Source organism: Sphaerochaeta sp. (assembly GCA_022482495.1).
Lineage (GTDB): Bacteria > Spirochaetota > Spirochaetia > Sphaerochaetales > Sphaerochaetaceae > RUG023.
Genome location: JAKVPA010000003.1, coordinates 94,199 through 107,836, shown reverse-complemented (window position 1 = coordinate 107,836; position 13,638 = coordinate 94,199). Strand labels below are relative to the sequence as shown.

The 13,638-nt window shown below is 54.7% G+C and carries 12 protein-coding genes; 6 read left to right on the top strand and 6 right to left on the bottom strand.

Features of this window, described 5'->3' with window-relative positions; genetic code table 11:
* Window positions 1-46: 46 nt before the first annotated feature.
* Window positions 47-1,576 (top strand): hypothetical protein, encoded by a 1,530-nt coding sequence (locus LKE28_04605; protein ID MCH3907532.1) that lies wholly within the window; start codon window positions 47-49, stop codon window positions 1,574-1,576.
* Window positions 1,577-1,768: 192 nt separating this feature from the next.
* Window positions 1,769-3,394 (top strand): hypothetical protein, encoded by a 1,626-nt coding sequence (locus LKE28_04600; GenBank protein ID MCH3907531.1) that lies wholly within the window; start codon window positions 1,769-1,771, stop codon window positions 3,392-3,394.
* Window positions 3,395-3,424: 30 nt separating this feature from the next.
* Here the strand turns inward: LKE28_04600 and LKE28_04595 are convergent, their stop codons facing one another.
* Window positions 3,425-5,137, bottom strand: coding sequence for a glutamine--tRNA ligase/YqeY domain fusion protein (locus LKE28_04595; protein MCH3907530.1), 1,713 nt, complete (start codon window positions 5,135-5,137; stop codon window positions 3,425-3,427).
* 73 nt (window positions 5,138-5,210) lie between these two features.
* Window positions 5,211-5,738, bottom strand: coding sequence for a hypothetical protein (locus LKE28_04590; protein ID MCH3907529.1), 528 nt, complete (start codon window positions 5,736-5,738; stop codon window positions 5,211-5,213).
* A gap of 118 nt (window positions 5,739-5,856) precedes the next feature.
* Here LKE28_04590 and LKE28_04585 point away from each other — a divergent pair, with 118 nt between their 5' ends.
* Genes LKE28_04585 through uvrB form a run of 4 tightly spaced genes read left to right on the top strand, consistent with a single transcriptional unit; the run spans window position 5,857 to window position 10,793 of the window.
* A complete protein-coding gene (locus tag LKE28_04585; protein MCH3907528.1) occupies window positions 5,857-6,624 on the top strand; it encodes a phosphohydrolase in 768 nt (255 codons plus the stop codon).
* Between the two features lie 10 nt (window positions 6,625-6,634).
* A complete protein-coding gene (locus LKE28_04580; protein MCH3907527.1) occupies window positions 6,635-7,408 on the top strand; it encodes a hypothetical protein in 774 nt (257 codons plus the stop codon).
* Window positions 7,386-8,681 carry a trypsin-like peptidase domain-containing protein gene (locus LKE28_04575; GenBank protein MCH3907526.1) on the top strand — a complete coding sequence of 432 codons (1,296 nt, stop codon included), beginning with the start codon at window positions 7,386-7,388 and terminating at the stop codon, window positions 8,679-8,681. Before LKE28_04580 ends, LKE28_04575 begins: the two co-directional genes overlap by 23 nt.
* Window positions 8,682-8,684: 3 nt before the next feature.
* Window positions 8,685-10,793, top strand: a complete 2,109-nt coding sequence (gene uvrB, locus LKE28_04570) for an excinuclease ABC subunit B (GenBank protein MCH3907525.1) — start codon at window positions 8,685-8,687, stop codon at window positions 10,791-10,793.
* Here the strand turns inward: uvrB and LKE28_04565 are convergent.
* The 4 genes from LKE28_04565 to LKE28_04550 form a co-directional block, all read right to left on the bottom strand.
* Window positions 10,775-11,116 carry a hypothetical protein gene (locus tag LKE28_04565; GenBank protein ID MCH3907524.1) on the bottom strand — a complete coding sequence of 114 codons (342 nt, stop codon included), beginning with the start codon at window positions 11,114-11,116 and terminating at the stop codon, window positions 10,775-10,777. The two genes, uvrB and LKE28_04565, sit on opposite strands and share 19 nt — an antisense overlap.
* Window positions 11,103-11,666, bottom strand: a complete 564-nt coding sequence (locus tag LKE28_04560; protein ID MCH3907523.1) for a caspase family protein — start codon at window positions 11,664-11,666, stop codon at window positions 11,103-11,105. The genes LKE28_04565 and LKE28_04560 overlap by 14 nt, the downstream gene beginning before the upstream one ends.
* Window positions 11,667-11,732: 66 nt before the next feature.
* Window positions 11,733-12,590 carry a caspase family protein gene (locus LKE28_04555; protein ID MCH3907522.1) on the bottom strand — a complete coding sequence of 286 codons (858 nt, stop codon included), beginning with the start codon at window positions 12,588-12,590 and terminating at the stop codon, window positions 11,733-11,735.
* The gene (locus tag LKE28_04550) at window positions 12,580-13,152 is read right to left on the bottom strand and encodes a hypothetical protein (GenBank protein ID MCH3907521.1); all 573 of its coding nucleotides are present in this window, start codon (window positions 13,150-13,152) and stop codon (window positions 12,580-12,582) included. Before LKE28_04550 ends, LKE28_04555 begins: the two co-directional genes overlap by 11 nt.
* Between the last annotated feature and the right edge of the window lie 486 nt (window positions 13,153-13,638).

Sequence of the window (13,638 nt, the reverse complement as noted above, 5' to 3'; positions counted from 1 at the left end):
CTTTGAGAAAATCTATCCCATCGATGATCCTTCCTACAAGGTAATCGTGGATTTGTACCGTATCCAAGGTCTTGCTTTGCCTTCATCTTCCGGTCCGTATAGCGGATCGGAACTGATGGCAATGCTGGAACGCATCAATGAGGCGTCGTTGAACTCCACGGAAAAGGAATGGTATACCCAGGTTCGGAACACCATCACGGGTGATGCGTCCTCTCCGGTGTTCTCCGGCCATCTTGCGGTGAACGAAGAGATGTATCTCAATACCAATTCTGATTCGTCTTACTTCCAAGGAAGAGACAATTGGATACGAGGATGGGCGAATGAGAAGCCATTCCTCCAGTTGATCTCCGAAGAGCATATCGGAAACAATTTCTATGGATACTTCGATTTCTCCTTTGGTGTGACCAAACATCTTTCCAATGGAAGAGAATTCGGAGACAGCCTGTTCTGGTCGAACACACCGTTTCTTCTGCCTGACCAGAATGATATGAAGCAGCTTGATTTCAACATGCCACTCCGGGCGTTTGTTTCTGCGGGCGGGAATCACTGGTCGTTCCAAATGGGTCGTGACCGTCTTTCCTGGGGAAATGGCACTACCGGTAATTTCATCATAGGTGACCATATCAAATACCACAACATGGCCCGGATCGCCGCTTTTGACGACAACTTCAAATATACCTTCCTGGTATCGGCGTTCCCCCATCCGCAGAATTATTATAAATATGATTCTACGGATACTTCAGCCAATGGGGTGTATACCAATGGAACGGGGGGAGTAGGATATGGACAGTCCCATCTCCTCAACGGCATCAGCATGTTCATCGCCCATCGCTTGGAGTGGAGGACGTTCTGGGACCATGTGGGGATCGCGCTGACTGAAGGGGTGATGTACATGAGTGCGGACAACCGCATCGACCTTGCCGTACTGAATCCTGCCATGCTGTACCATAACAACTATACCCGTTCCCTTTCCAATTCGATTCTCGGGCTGGAAATGGATTACACCCCGATTCCGGGATGGAACTTGTATGGACAGTGGGTCATCGACGAGTCGGTGTTGCCAGGGGAAGCCATTCCCGGAAACGATACCCGAGCAGCTGAACCGGGGGCGATGGGATACATGCTGGGTAGCACGTACACCACGACAGTAGGGGACGGCGCGTTGTCGTTCAACCTGGAAGGGGCGTACACCGATCCGTACCTGTATCTCCGTGATGGCGACGCGCAATCCAATGGAGGAACAGGACGTAACCAAGAGGTGGGACAATACGGTATCAACTACGTGGTAGGCCGTACGGGAAATGATCGGAGCAGGAGGGACGGAATACTACGACGAGCAGTTCCTTGGATACAAGTACGGTGGAGATGCCATCGTGGGGAACCTGAACGTCAAGTATGCCGTTCCGTTCCGCTGGTCGGTAAGCGGGAACCTGTTCTACATGGCCCACGGAACCCACGACAAGTGGACCGTGTGGACCCAGGTGAATACGGAGGGAATGGTCAACCAGACGACGCCCACCACGCATCACCAGACGGGGAACCAAAAGGACTCCAGCGCCACGACCACGCGAGATAGTGTCTGGCATACGTTCGTCGCCGGGGTCAATGGGGCGATGAAATTCGGACATGGCTTCAGCGGATTCCTGCAGACGGACTACATCATGATGGTCAATCCTGGGAATATCGCGGCGAATGGGTTGATCCAGGATGTCCAGATAACTTTGGGAGTGTCGTATTCAATGTGAAAAGATGGCGATTGGTATGGGTGATGCTTTTCCTGGCCTCGGCCCTTTGGGCCGCGCCAGGTGACATCATCCCGTTGCAGGATGACTTGTACGACCAGATGGACCGGTTGTTCCTTCTTGTGGGAACCGCAGGACCATCTACAGCGCGTCCGTGGTCGATGGTTGAGGCGGAGCATGAGTTCCTCCGTTTGGATGAACAGGAAATCCCTGGCGAGGTGAAACCCTTATATGAAAAGGTCGCGCGACGGTTTCAGCAGGCAACGTCAGAATTCCAGCTTGGGTTGACCATCGCTCCTGAACTGTACGTCCACCAGAACACCGATTTTACTACGGACAGCATGTGGGTGTATGGGTGGACGCGCCGTAAGCCATTCGCCAGCTTGTTCCTGCGGGTGTCGGTCGGTGGATTCTCCCTGTCAACGGGCCTGGAGTACGGTTGGGGTCGTGTGACCTACAAAGATGATCTTGTGCGTTTGGATTCCTTGGCTTCCCCATGGGTCGGTATCGGTGCGCTGGTTCCGGCATCAGATGGATCCATTCTTACCGTAGGAAACTCGTATGTGTATCAGCAACAGATCGTGGGAAATTTCCCTAATGTCACCATGCTTGAGATTGATACGCCACGACGCACCACCTTTTCGTTCGCCCTGCCATATCTTGCGATATCCGTCAGCCGTGATCAGATTTCATGGGGAACGTCCCATATCGGAAATTTCATTTTCGACGCTCATGTGGATCGCGCCGATTACCTGAGACTCAGCGTGTTTGGGAATCAGGTGGGGATGACGTTTGTGCTGATGCCGTTGGATATGGACTACAGCAATGCAAACAGTGTGGACAGCACGGTCCCCACACGGTTGTTTCTCGCCCATCGTCTTGATTGGAAACCGGTCAGATGGTTTTCCTTTGCTCTTTCCGAAAATATCATGTATTGTACGGATCAGGTGAAACTGCAGTACCTGAACCCAGCGTTCATCTATCACAACCTGAACGCTTCGGATGTGTTCAACGCAATCGCGCATTTGGAACTGGAGGTGGTTCCTGTGGCGGGATGGAAACTGTTCACTCAGTTCTGTCTTGACCAGGCGAAAGCCATTACGGAAAACGAGAAGCAACCCACCTCTTGGGGGCTCTCTGGTGGGGTGCGGCACGCGGCGCGGTGGGGGAATGGCGTAATGACCGCTTCCTTGGAAGGGGCATATACCACCCCATGGTTGTACCGAAGGCAAAACGTTGATTTCCTGATCTTCCATCGGTACGCGACGAATGTGAACTACAAGAAAATCCCTCTGTTCACCTATCTTGGGTTTCCCTATGGGGGAGACGCCATTGTCGGCGAGGCTGATCTCTCCTGGAAATCGTTTGAAGGATGGGAGATTTCTTTGAAAGGATTGTACCTGGTGCATGGGGAGGTTTCTCTGTTTTCCGCCCATAATGACAGGGGAAACCAATATGCCCCCAACAAAAGTGCGGACAAAACTCCGACAGGGGATCCGTGGTATGCCGGGTACGGGGAGATCGGTGCATCCTACCCGTTTGAGAAAAAGTGGGGAACTATGCGGTTTCGTACCGATCTTGCCGTGGTCTCGTATCAAGGAATGTGGGATGTCCAGGGGATGGTCGGAGGAGAAATACAGTTCCGGACATAAGAACGGCGCCCGTGATGGGCGCCGTCAGTGTTACGCGTTCTGGTTCTGCATCTTGTCTTTCAGCTTGGCCCAGCTGTCCTTCAGCGTCACGGTGCGGTTGAACACCATGTGTTCCGGAGTGCTGTCCTTGCAGTCCACGCAGAAATACCCGTTGCGGACAAACTGGAGGTAATCACCGACTTTGGCATTCTTCACCTCCGGTTCGCCCTTGGACTGGATGACCTTCAGGGAGTCAGGATTCAGGTCATCCATGTAGTTGCCTGTTTTCTCGCCGGGATATTCGGTGAGGAACAACTTGTCATACAGACGGACCTCGATGTCCGCGGCATCCTTTGCCGAAACCCAATGGGAAGTGCCGCGCACCTTGCGTCCATCCGGCGTGGAACCGCCTCTGCTCTCTGGGTCGTAGGTGCAGTGGACGCAGACGATGTTGCCGTCTTTGTCCTTCTCCACGGAGGTCGCCGTGATGTAGTAGGCGTACTTCAGGCGGATCTCATTGCCGGGATACAACCGATGATACCCTTTGATGGGATGCTCCATGAAGTCTTCCTTCTCGATGTACAGTTCCTTGCCGAACGGAATCGGATGGATCCCGCTGTTTTCCACTTCCGGGTTGTTTTCCGCGTCGAAGTACTCCGTCTTGTCTTCCGGATAGTTGTCGATGACCAGTTTCAGCGGATCAAGGACGACCATCAGACGCTTGGCGCGCTTGTTCAGATCCTCACGGACACAGAATTCCATCAAGGAATAGTCTACCATTGACTCGACTTTGGCCACACCCACACGGGCGATGAAATCCTTCATCGACTCCGGGCTGTAGCCACGTCTGCGGATTCCACTGATGGTGGGCATCCGTGGATCGTCCCATCCGTCGACGATCTTCAGGTTGACCAGGTTGAGCAACCGCCGCTTGCTCATCAACAGGTAGCTGACGTTCAAGCGGGCGAACTCGTACTGGTGCGGGGTGTTCTCGATGCCGTCGATGGAAGTCGCCCAGTCATAAGCGGGACGATGATCCTCGAACTCCAGCGTGCAGATCGAATGGGTGATGCCTTCGATGGCGTCACTGATCGGATGGGTGAAGTCGTACATCGGATAGACGCACCACGTGTTGCCCGTCCTGGGATGGGTGGCATATTTGATCCGGTACAGCGTCGGGTCTCGGAGATTGATGTTCGGGCTGGCCATGTCGATCTTCGCCCGAAGGATGTATTTCCCCTCGGGATATTTGCCGTCCTTCATTTCCTGGAACAAACGGAGGTTCTCTTCGATCGGGCGGTCACGGTCCGGGCTGTTCTTGCCCGGTTCAGTGAGTGTGCCGCGGTATTCCTTGACCAGCTCCGGGCTGAGGCTGTCCACGTACGCTTTGCCTTCCTTGATCAACCGAAGAGCGATCTCATACAGCTGTTGGTAGTAATCCGACGCGTAGTACTCGTGTTTTCCCCAATCGAACCCCAGCCAGTGGATGTCCTTTTTGATGGACTCGATGTACTCCATGTTCTCTTTCTCCGGGTTGGTGTCATCCAGCCGGAGGTGGCAGATCCCATGGTACTTCTCCGCCAGTCCGAAGTTGATGCAGATCGACTTGATGTGCCCGATGTGCAGATATCCGTTGGGCTCCGGAGGGAAACGGGTGACAATGGTGTTGTTCGGTACCCTCCCGTTGGCCAGATCATCCTCGATGATCTTCTCCAAAAAATTCGCGGGCGCTCCCTCGTCTTTCTTCAGCGTCGTTTCATCCATACCAAAACCTTCCTTTCGTCCTTCCAAAGGGACGTTCGAAAAAGATGCATTGATAGTACCACGATGTTGCGCTTTACGAAAGCGGCACAACGTGGAATTCACCGCATTCCGCGGAGAAAGGGACCTTTGTCGCGTTGGCGAAGTAAAACCCGAAGCTGAAGCTGCTCTCCGCTCCGGGAAGGCGGGAGGTCACGAGGGGGATGAACGTCTCTCCTGAAAAGCTGTAGCTGATCTTGAATTGGTCTTCGTTTCGTTCCAGGCGCATCCAGATATCCTTTCGTCCATTCATCGGGCAGGATACGTGTGTTTCGGTAAGATATCCCATCACCATGGAATGGATGAGAAAGCCATTCTGATGAGCTCCCGCGGCAATCTGGCTTTGGTCCGTCTGGAACACCAGCATCCCGCATTCCCCACCCGAGGGGGCGATGGAAAGAAGCACCGTGGCCGCCAGATTCTGGTCAGAAACGGCAAGGATGCTTGCGTTCCGCCCGGGGTAGGTGGTGCCGGGATCGACGGTCAGGGACAGGGAACGGTAATCCTTGTGCCATGTTTCCGGTTTTCCCAGCCACTTCAGACTGCGCATTGTCAGTTTTGCCATACGCGTATTGTAACGGTTTCTTTCCCGCAGTGCTACTGCCTCTTTCCTGTTGCGCCATTCCTGTGTATTGTATGGGTATATGAAATCACCAAAAGAAATCACACTTGAACAGCATTTGATGTCCATGCTCGATCCCAAGGAACTGAGCCATACGATAGGGTTGGCGTTGATCGCCGATCAAGAGATCCAGTATCTGCAGGAGTACGCCAACGAAGTCTCCATCAAACGGCTGGGATACAACGACCATGGCCCGGTGCACATGCGCCAGGTTGCCATCAACAGCCTGGTGATGCTGAAGATCCTTCACGAGAGTGGTGTGAAAACCAGTTTGGAAAAAGAAGAAGGCGGGACGTTTGATGATTCCGTCTGCGGCGTGTTGCTTGCTTCGTTCCTTCACGACCTGGGAATGACCGTCTCCCGGACGGATCATGAGACGATGAGTTGCATGATCGCCCGGCCCATCATGCAGCGGATTCTGGATGGTTTGATCCCTTCCAACCCACAGGAAAAGATTGCAATCCTTTCCATCGCGACGGAGGGAATCCTCGGCCACATGGCTTCCAAGAAGATCCACAGCGTGGAAGCCGGCCTGATCCTCATTGCCGACGGCTGCGATATGGAGAAGGGGCGTGCCCGCATCCCGTTGATCCTCAACACCGAGGCGAAAGTGGGCGATATCCACAAGTACAGTTCCAAGGCCATCGAGCGGGTGACCATCGGCAAAGGGGAGTCGCATCCCATCAAGATCGAGGTGGAGATGTCCAGTGACGTGGGGTTCTTCCAGATCGAGGAAGTGTTGCTGCAGAAGATCGCCATGAGCCCTGACAAAGGGTTGGTGGAGGTGTACGCCTGGGTGACGGGACAACCGAAGAAGCAGTATCTGTGAGGAGAGGAACATGATTGTCGCGATGGGTGAAGTGATTGCAGAACCAAATGGGTTTTCCGGCGTGGGCTGGGAGACAGCCGTTTCCGCGGTGAATGCTGGTGCGCCCGTGGCGTTGTTTTCTCCCATTTCCTTTGATCCGCAAGGACAGGCCATGTTGGAAAAACTGGTGGATCTGTGCATCCTGTTTGACCCAGACCTGTGCGATAATCCGGCTCCTTCCATGACTCCTGGGCATGTGGAAGGAACGGCGCCACTCTGTATTGACGAGGAGAAATTGCTTTCCGCGTTACGGGTGAACACGGATGTCCGTGTGATTTTGATGGGAGGCGTTCCGCTTTGGACGGAATCCTCCGCGAAGCCGATGCTCTCGGCCGTCCGTCGCTACGCTCCCCATCCGTCGGTGGTGTTGGAACCGAATCTGCCTGCTGGTGGCGTGGATGACCCCGTGTGGGTAAGAACGTGCCTGTCCCAAGCCGCCGAGGAGGCGGATGCCTTGATCCTCTGGGATGAGGATTCGGAGGTTTGGGGCATGGGGTGGCAGGATATCCAGCGCCAGTGTGGCGCCCATGTGATCCTCAACGGAATCTGGCACGCCCCTGATGGCACCGTCGTGACCTCTGAGGCCCCGCGTGATCGTCACGCCTATGCGGGGGCCTTGCTTGCCGCGTTGCATCAGGCTGGTGTGTTCGGGGGTGATGGTCAGGAGCCGTCGTTCTTCTGGGACGAACGGGTCATCGCCCAGGCGTTGTCGGAGGCCGCCCATGCTGAAAGCGACAAAACGTAGGATACGACGCCTGTTGGTGGAGTTCCTCGTGGTGGTGGCTGCCATCGTTGTCGCCTCGTTGTTGGTGCGATGGACACGGTCCATCGCGCGGGACAAGCAACGTGAGGAACTGAAAAAGACCTTGAAAACCGTGGTGGATACGGAAGGCGAACAGGCGTTGTTCGATCTCGCCGACCTGCATGTCAACCAGATCCTGTACGGAGACGATGGCCTGACCGTCCTTGCCGGGGACAACGCCGACTGGCAGTACAGTTTTGATGAGATGCAGAACATCCGGGTGTACCAGGATGTCAGCCCCAGTGTGGTATACATCACCACGACCGCAGCCGTCCCGTCGGCAAGCGCCTACATGGAAGTACTGCCATCCCAAGGAACGGGAAGCGGATTTGTCATCTCGCGGGATGGATACATTCTGACCAACGCCCACGTGGTGGAAGGCGCCACCAATGTCATCGTCGGGCTTTCCGACCAGAAGCAGTTCAACGGGAAACTGGTGGGATTGGATAAAGAGGATGACCTTGCGGTGATCAAGATCAACGTAGACAAGAACACCCCGTTGAAGCCGGTGAAACTGGGGACCAGTGAAGACCTCAAGGTGGGGCAGAAGGTTATCGCCATCGGCAATCCGTTCGGGTATGAACGCGCCATGACCACCGGGGTGGTCAGCGGGCTGAACCGGCCGGTAAAGACGGAAGCGGGACGGATCATCATGAACGCCATTCAGACGGACGCGTCCATCAATCCGGGCAACAGCGGCGGACCGCTGCTCAACGGAAAAGGAGAGGTCATTGGCATTTCCAGCTCGATTTATTCGGTTACCGGGTCAAGCCAAGGCATCAGCTTCGCCATTCCGATCGACACGGCCGTCTCCTTGATCCCTGATTTGATCAAATACGGCGCCGTCCGTCGGGGCTGGATGGACATCGTACCGGTCCAGCTGACCAAAGCGTTGGCGGACTACGCCAATCTCACCGTCACCCAGGGAGTTCTGGTCAGCCAGGTGCAACGTGGCGGGGAAGCGGAGAAGGCGGGGATTCTCGGTGGCAAGGAGCAGGTGAAGTACGGTTCTTCCGTCATGTACCTGGGTGGCGATGTGATCACCGCCATTGGCGACATGCAGATCACCGGCCTGAACGATTTCTACCTGGCGTTGCTTAACACGCGTGAAGGTGATAAGGTAAAGGTCACCATCAACAGGAAGGGGGAGACCAAAGTACTTACCGTCACGCTCCGGGCTCGTACCGGCGAGGATGTCAGTTCGTTGGTGAAATAGGGTATGGAAGAGATCAAGGTCGACGGTTCGTGGGGCGGACAGGAGATCACCAACATCCATGGGGAGCAGGCCATCGGTGGCCAGAAACGGTTCCGCGTGGTCGCGCCGTTCGAACCGGCGGGAGACCAGCAGCAGGCCATCGACGAGCTGGTGGAAGGAATCCGTGCCGGAGACCGTTGGCAGACGCTCAAAGGGGTCACTGGAAGCGGGAAGACCTACACGATGGCCAAGGTCATCGAGCAGATCCAACGCCCCACACTCATCCTGTCCCACAACAAGACGCTCTCCGCCCAGCTGTACCGGGAGTTCAAGACGTTCTTTCCGGACAACGCCGTCGAGTATTTCGTTTCCACATACGATTACTACCAGCCTGAGGCGTACGTCCCAGGCAAAGACCTGTACATCGAAAAAGACGCGGACATCAACGCCGAGATCGATCGTCTCCGGCTCTCCGCCTCATTCTCTCTGATGGAACGCAGGGACATCATCGTCGTCGCCACGGTCAGCTGCATCTACGGCTTGGCCAACCCAGTCTCCATCCGGGACATGGTGTGCACGTTCTCCGTAGGACAACCATTCGACCATCACAAGATGCTGGACCAGCTGGTCCGGATGCAGTACGAGCGGAACGACATGGTGCTGCAGCGCGGCGCGTTCCGGGTGCGGGGGGACACGATTGAAATCTGTCCGTCCTATCTGGAGAACGCCATCAGGATCGACATTGACTGGGACACCATCGCCCGAATCCAGTGGTTTGATCCGGTAAGCGGGGAGAAGCAGGATACGGTGCAAAGTTTTACGCTGTACCCTGCCAAACAGTTCGTCATGCCACCAGAGCAGGTCAAGGCTGCCATCGGAAGGATCCGCAGCGAGATGGAGGACCAGTACCAGTACTTCCTTTCCAACGGCAAACCGTTGGAGGCGGAGCGGATCAAGACGCGGGTGGAGTATGACTTGGAGATGCTTGAGGAGATCGGGTACTGCTCCGGCATCGAGAACTACTCCCGTCCGCTTTCCGACCGCAAGGAAGGGGAACGACCGGCCGTATTGTTGGATTATTTCCCACCGGATTTCCTTACGTTCATCGATGAGAGCCACGTGACGTTGCCCCAGGTGGGGGCGATGTACGAAGGGGACCGCTCCCGCAAGCTCAATCTGGTCAACTACGGATTCCGTCTTCCGTCGGCATTGGACAACCGCCCGTTGAAGTATGACGAGTTTGACCAGATCGTCGGCCAGCGGATCTGTTGTTCCGCAACGCCGGGGAAGATCGAGCTGGAGCATTCCTCCCAGGTGGTGGAGCAGTTGATCAGGCCCACCGGGTTGTTGGATCCGGAGATTGTCGTCAAGCCCACCGAAGGGCAGATGGAAGACCTGTACGGTGAGATACGAAAGGTCATCGCCAAGCATGAACGGGTGTTGGTCACCACGTTGACCAAGAAGATGTCGGAAGACCTCACCGATTACTTCGCCAACATGGGATTGAAGGTCCGGTACCTGCACAGCGAGGTGGAGACGGTGGAGCGAGTCGAGATCCTCCGGGATCTTCGGCTTGGAAAATTCGATGTGCTGGTTGGCATCAACCTGCTTCGGGAAGGGTTGGACCTTCCGGAAGTCTCCCTGGTGGCCATTCTGGATGCCGACAAGATCGGGTTCCTCCGCTCAGCCACCAGTTTGGTGCAGACCATCGGACGGGCGGCCCGCAACGCCGACGGCCATGTGATCATGTACGCCGACCACATCTCCGACGCCATGAAGGAAGCCATCGATGAGACGCGGCATCGCCGTGCCGTCCAGATGGCGTTCAACGAGGAGCATCACATCACACCGAAGACCATCGTCAAGAAGGTGCAGGACATCATCCAGAGGGAGAACACCGAGGCGAAGGAAAGCTTCAAGGAAAACCTGAAGATCGAACGGGCCGGGTACAATCTGCTGGAGAAAGAGGGCCGGAAGAAGTACGTCAAGGCATTGGAGAAGCAGATGCTGGAATGCGCCAAGAACCTTCAGTACGAACAGGCTGCCGCCATCCGTGATGAGATTGATCGGATCACCAAAGGGGAGCTGAACGGGACGCAGATGGATGATTCCTATCAGTTCCCGTTCGCCTGATACAACACCAGGTTTTCCGTACCCTGGAACACCATGGGGTGTTGCCCATAGGTTCCAGAAAGTGATATCTGCTGTGTTTGTTTGATGGTCCGGTACAACCCATCCAATGTAAGCGTGTCCGGTGGATCGAGGTTTCCTTGGTGATTCCATCCCATGGCGTCCAGGAGCGCCTGGGTGAAGTATCCGTGCTTGTGGCTCCACAGCCTGCTTTCTTTTCCCGTGTTGTCCGCCGTGGTGCAAGAGAGGACGAAAAGATCGTTCTGGTAGGAATGCCGGGTAAAGAACGCGCGGAACACTTCCCCAAACGGGTCATCCTCGCCCACCAACGAAACGGTTGATCCGTTTTCCTTGCACGAACGCGCCACTGTAGCAGGAATCATTGATGAAGAGTTTGGTCCCGGGAATCGCTTCCAACGCCGCGAGCAATTCGTCCACGCCAAGCAGACTCTCTGGGTTGATCGTTTCATCCTCCCTGAGAATCGGGTTTGCGTAAAGCACCAACGAACCATCTTCCACACCATGACCACTGTAGTACACAATGGTAAGATCGGCTTGGGGAAGGGAGGACAATTGCTGCAGTACGGCGGCCTTTGTCGCTTTGTCGTCTGTAAGAAGAGCAGATGATACGATTGCCGTTCCGTACAGTTGCGCAAAGGCCTCATACACTTCCGTCGCGTCGTTGATCGTCCCTCCCAGTGTGTTCGCGTTGGTGCCTGAATAGGACAGCCCGATGGAAAGCAGGTTCACCCGCTGGGTCTGCGGACTCTGGATGAATTCGCAGGAAACAAGCACCGCGCAGAGCAGCATCCCGATGATGCATCGGGACAGCGATGAGAGGATTCGTCGTAACGGTGTTCCCTCTGGCAGGTTCATGATCCTACTATCCCGGACTCTTTTCCCGTTGTCCATTCCATAAACAGGGGAGATGGGAAAAGAGGGTCAATATGAGAACAAGACAAGATCGTCCGCCGTTCCGTTGACCGTCACCCGCTGTCGGGTATCGTGCTTGGTATCCTCAAATTCCAACGCTTTGGGAAGAATGTAGGCGTACAGGGAATCCACCGTGACGTTTCCGTCTTCATCCAACGCCCCCGGGGTGGAGAGCGTGGCATCACTATCACTCGTCCATCCAAGGCCTTTCAGCAAGTAGTAGGTGAAGACCCCATGCTGGAGGCTGTCTGTTTCGATGGAGGTGGTCTCGCTGGTGGAAGAGGAGAGGATGAACAAGTCAGAGAGACCGTAGGAAGCGTCGCTGAAGAAAACGCTCCAAGGGTTGCTTCCCCATACGTTGGTATTGGAGGTTAGTCCATAGGTGTCGGCAAACGCGCCGCTGTAACAGGAGTCAAGCACAAGGAGCTTCCTCCCAGGGATCGGGCTGACCAGATCCAGCAGTTTCTTCGGTGTCATGGTCTGATATCCTGATGTATCCGGAAACGCCAAGGAACCATCCTCGAATCCATGCCCGCTATAGGTGATGATGGTAAGGTCGTGTGAAGATGCTGAAGACTGGAGTGCCTGAAGTTGTAATACAAAATCAACCTTGCTTGGTTCGGAGGTCAGTATTTTGCCGGATGGAGTACGTCCGGAATGACTGCCCCACAGGGCGAAGGCCTTCGCCAATGAAACGGCATCGTCATCCGTATAGGTGAGTGTGTCCAGATTATCATTGGTTCCTGTGTACGTGATCCCCACCACCACGTAGTTGATCTTCCCCTCCGTGGGTTCCTGGGTGAGGAACTCACAGCTTGCCAGAAGCAGCGAGCAGGCAAGGAGACCAAGGATGTGTTTAATAGCCATAGGAAAGGTTCCTCACCTCTGCTTCGTTCTGGTCGTAGGAGAGCCGGAGGACGATACCGACAGAAACGCCGATAATGTCCTTGCGGAAATCAAAGCCCAGGGGGATGGCAACGGAAACGCGCCAAAGATTGCGGGAGACGAGTTCCCAGAACGGGCCTGTTTTTGCTCCGAATGACAGGAATGCCTGGTCGACGAGATACCAGTTGTAAGAGACGAAGCCGGAGCCAAACCAGCCGAATTTGTTGGTTGCCAGCATCCGGAAATCCATACCGATGCCAAGTGAATAGAACTCTCTGCGAGAAAGATTGTCAAATACCGGGGAAGCGGAAGTGTAGCGGAACGGCGCGATGGCGGAGATTTCCCAGCGTCCATCACGGACGCCCATTGCGGTGTCGACGTCAATGGTATAGCTGGAGCGGAATGGGATGCTGTCTTGATAGCGGGCGAATCCTGCATACCAGGATGTGCCACTCTGGATGGACGTGAACATGCGCGCCGTCCCAAACAGAGGCGTGAAGGAAAGCGTGAGGGCGATAAGGCACCAGAATAACCGCTTTGACATGGCATCCACTGTACTCGATTTGGTTTCGCTTGGTAAGCTCTTTGAGCAGTATTTTTCTAATTGTTTATATAGTAATGAATAAATATGATTTTCACTGATAAAATGCGTCTTATTTAGGGATTTCATACGGAAAGGAGCGCCGTGTGAAAAATCTTTGAAATATGCTTCAGTGGTATCGTTGTTATATAAGAATGAAATAGGTCCTATTTACAAAAGAACATTCTTGCAGTACTATTGGATGCAAGGGAGAGCGTGGAATATGCCAAGGATAGATTTACGAACGCGCAGCATTGAAGCAATGCTGGCCCTATCCTTGTTTGTTCTCGACCGCGAATATGAAGGGCTGAACGACAAGAAATCCAAAGCCTGGATCAACAGCGGGGCATACCACGAGCCTCCGCAATGACACTTCCGTCTGCATGAATTCAGCGTTGGTCGAAAGACTCCTTGGCTTGAGCCAAGGGAAACGTTTCCGCACAGAAGGTG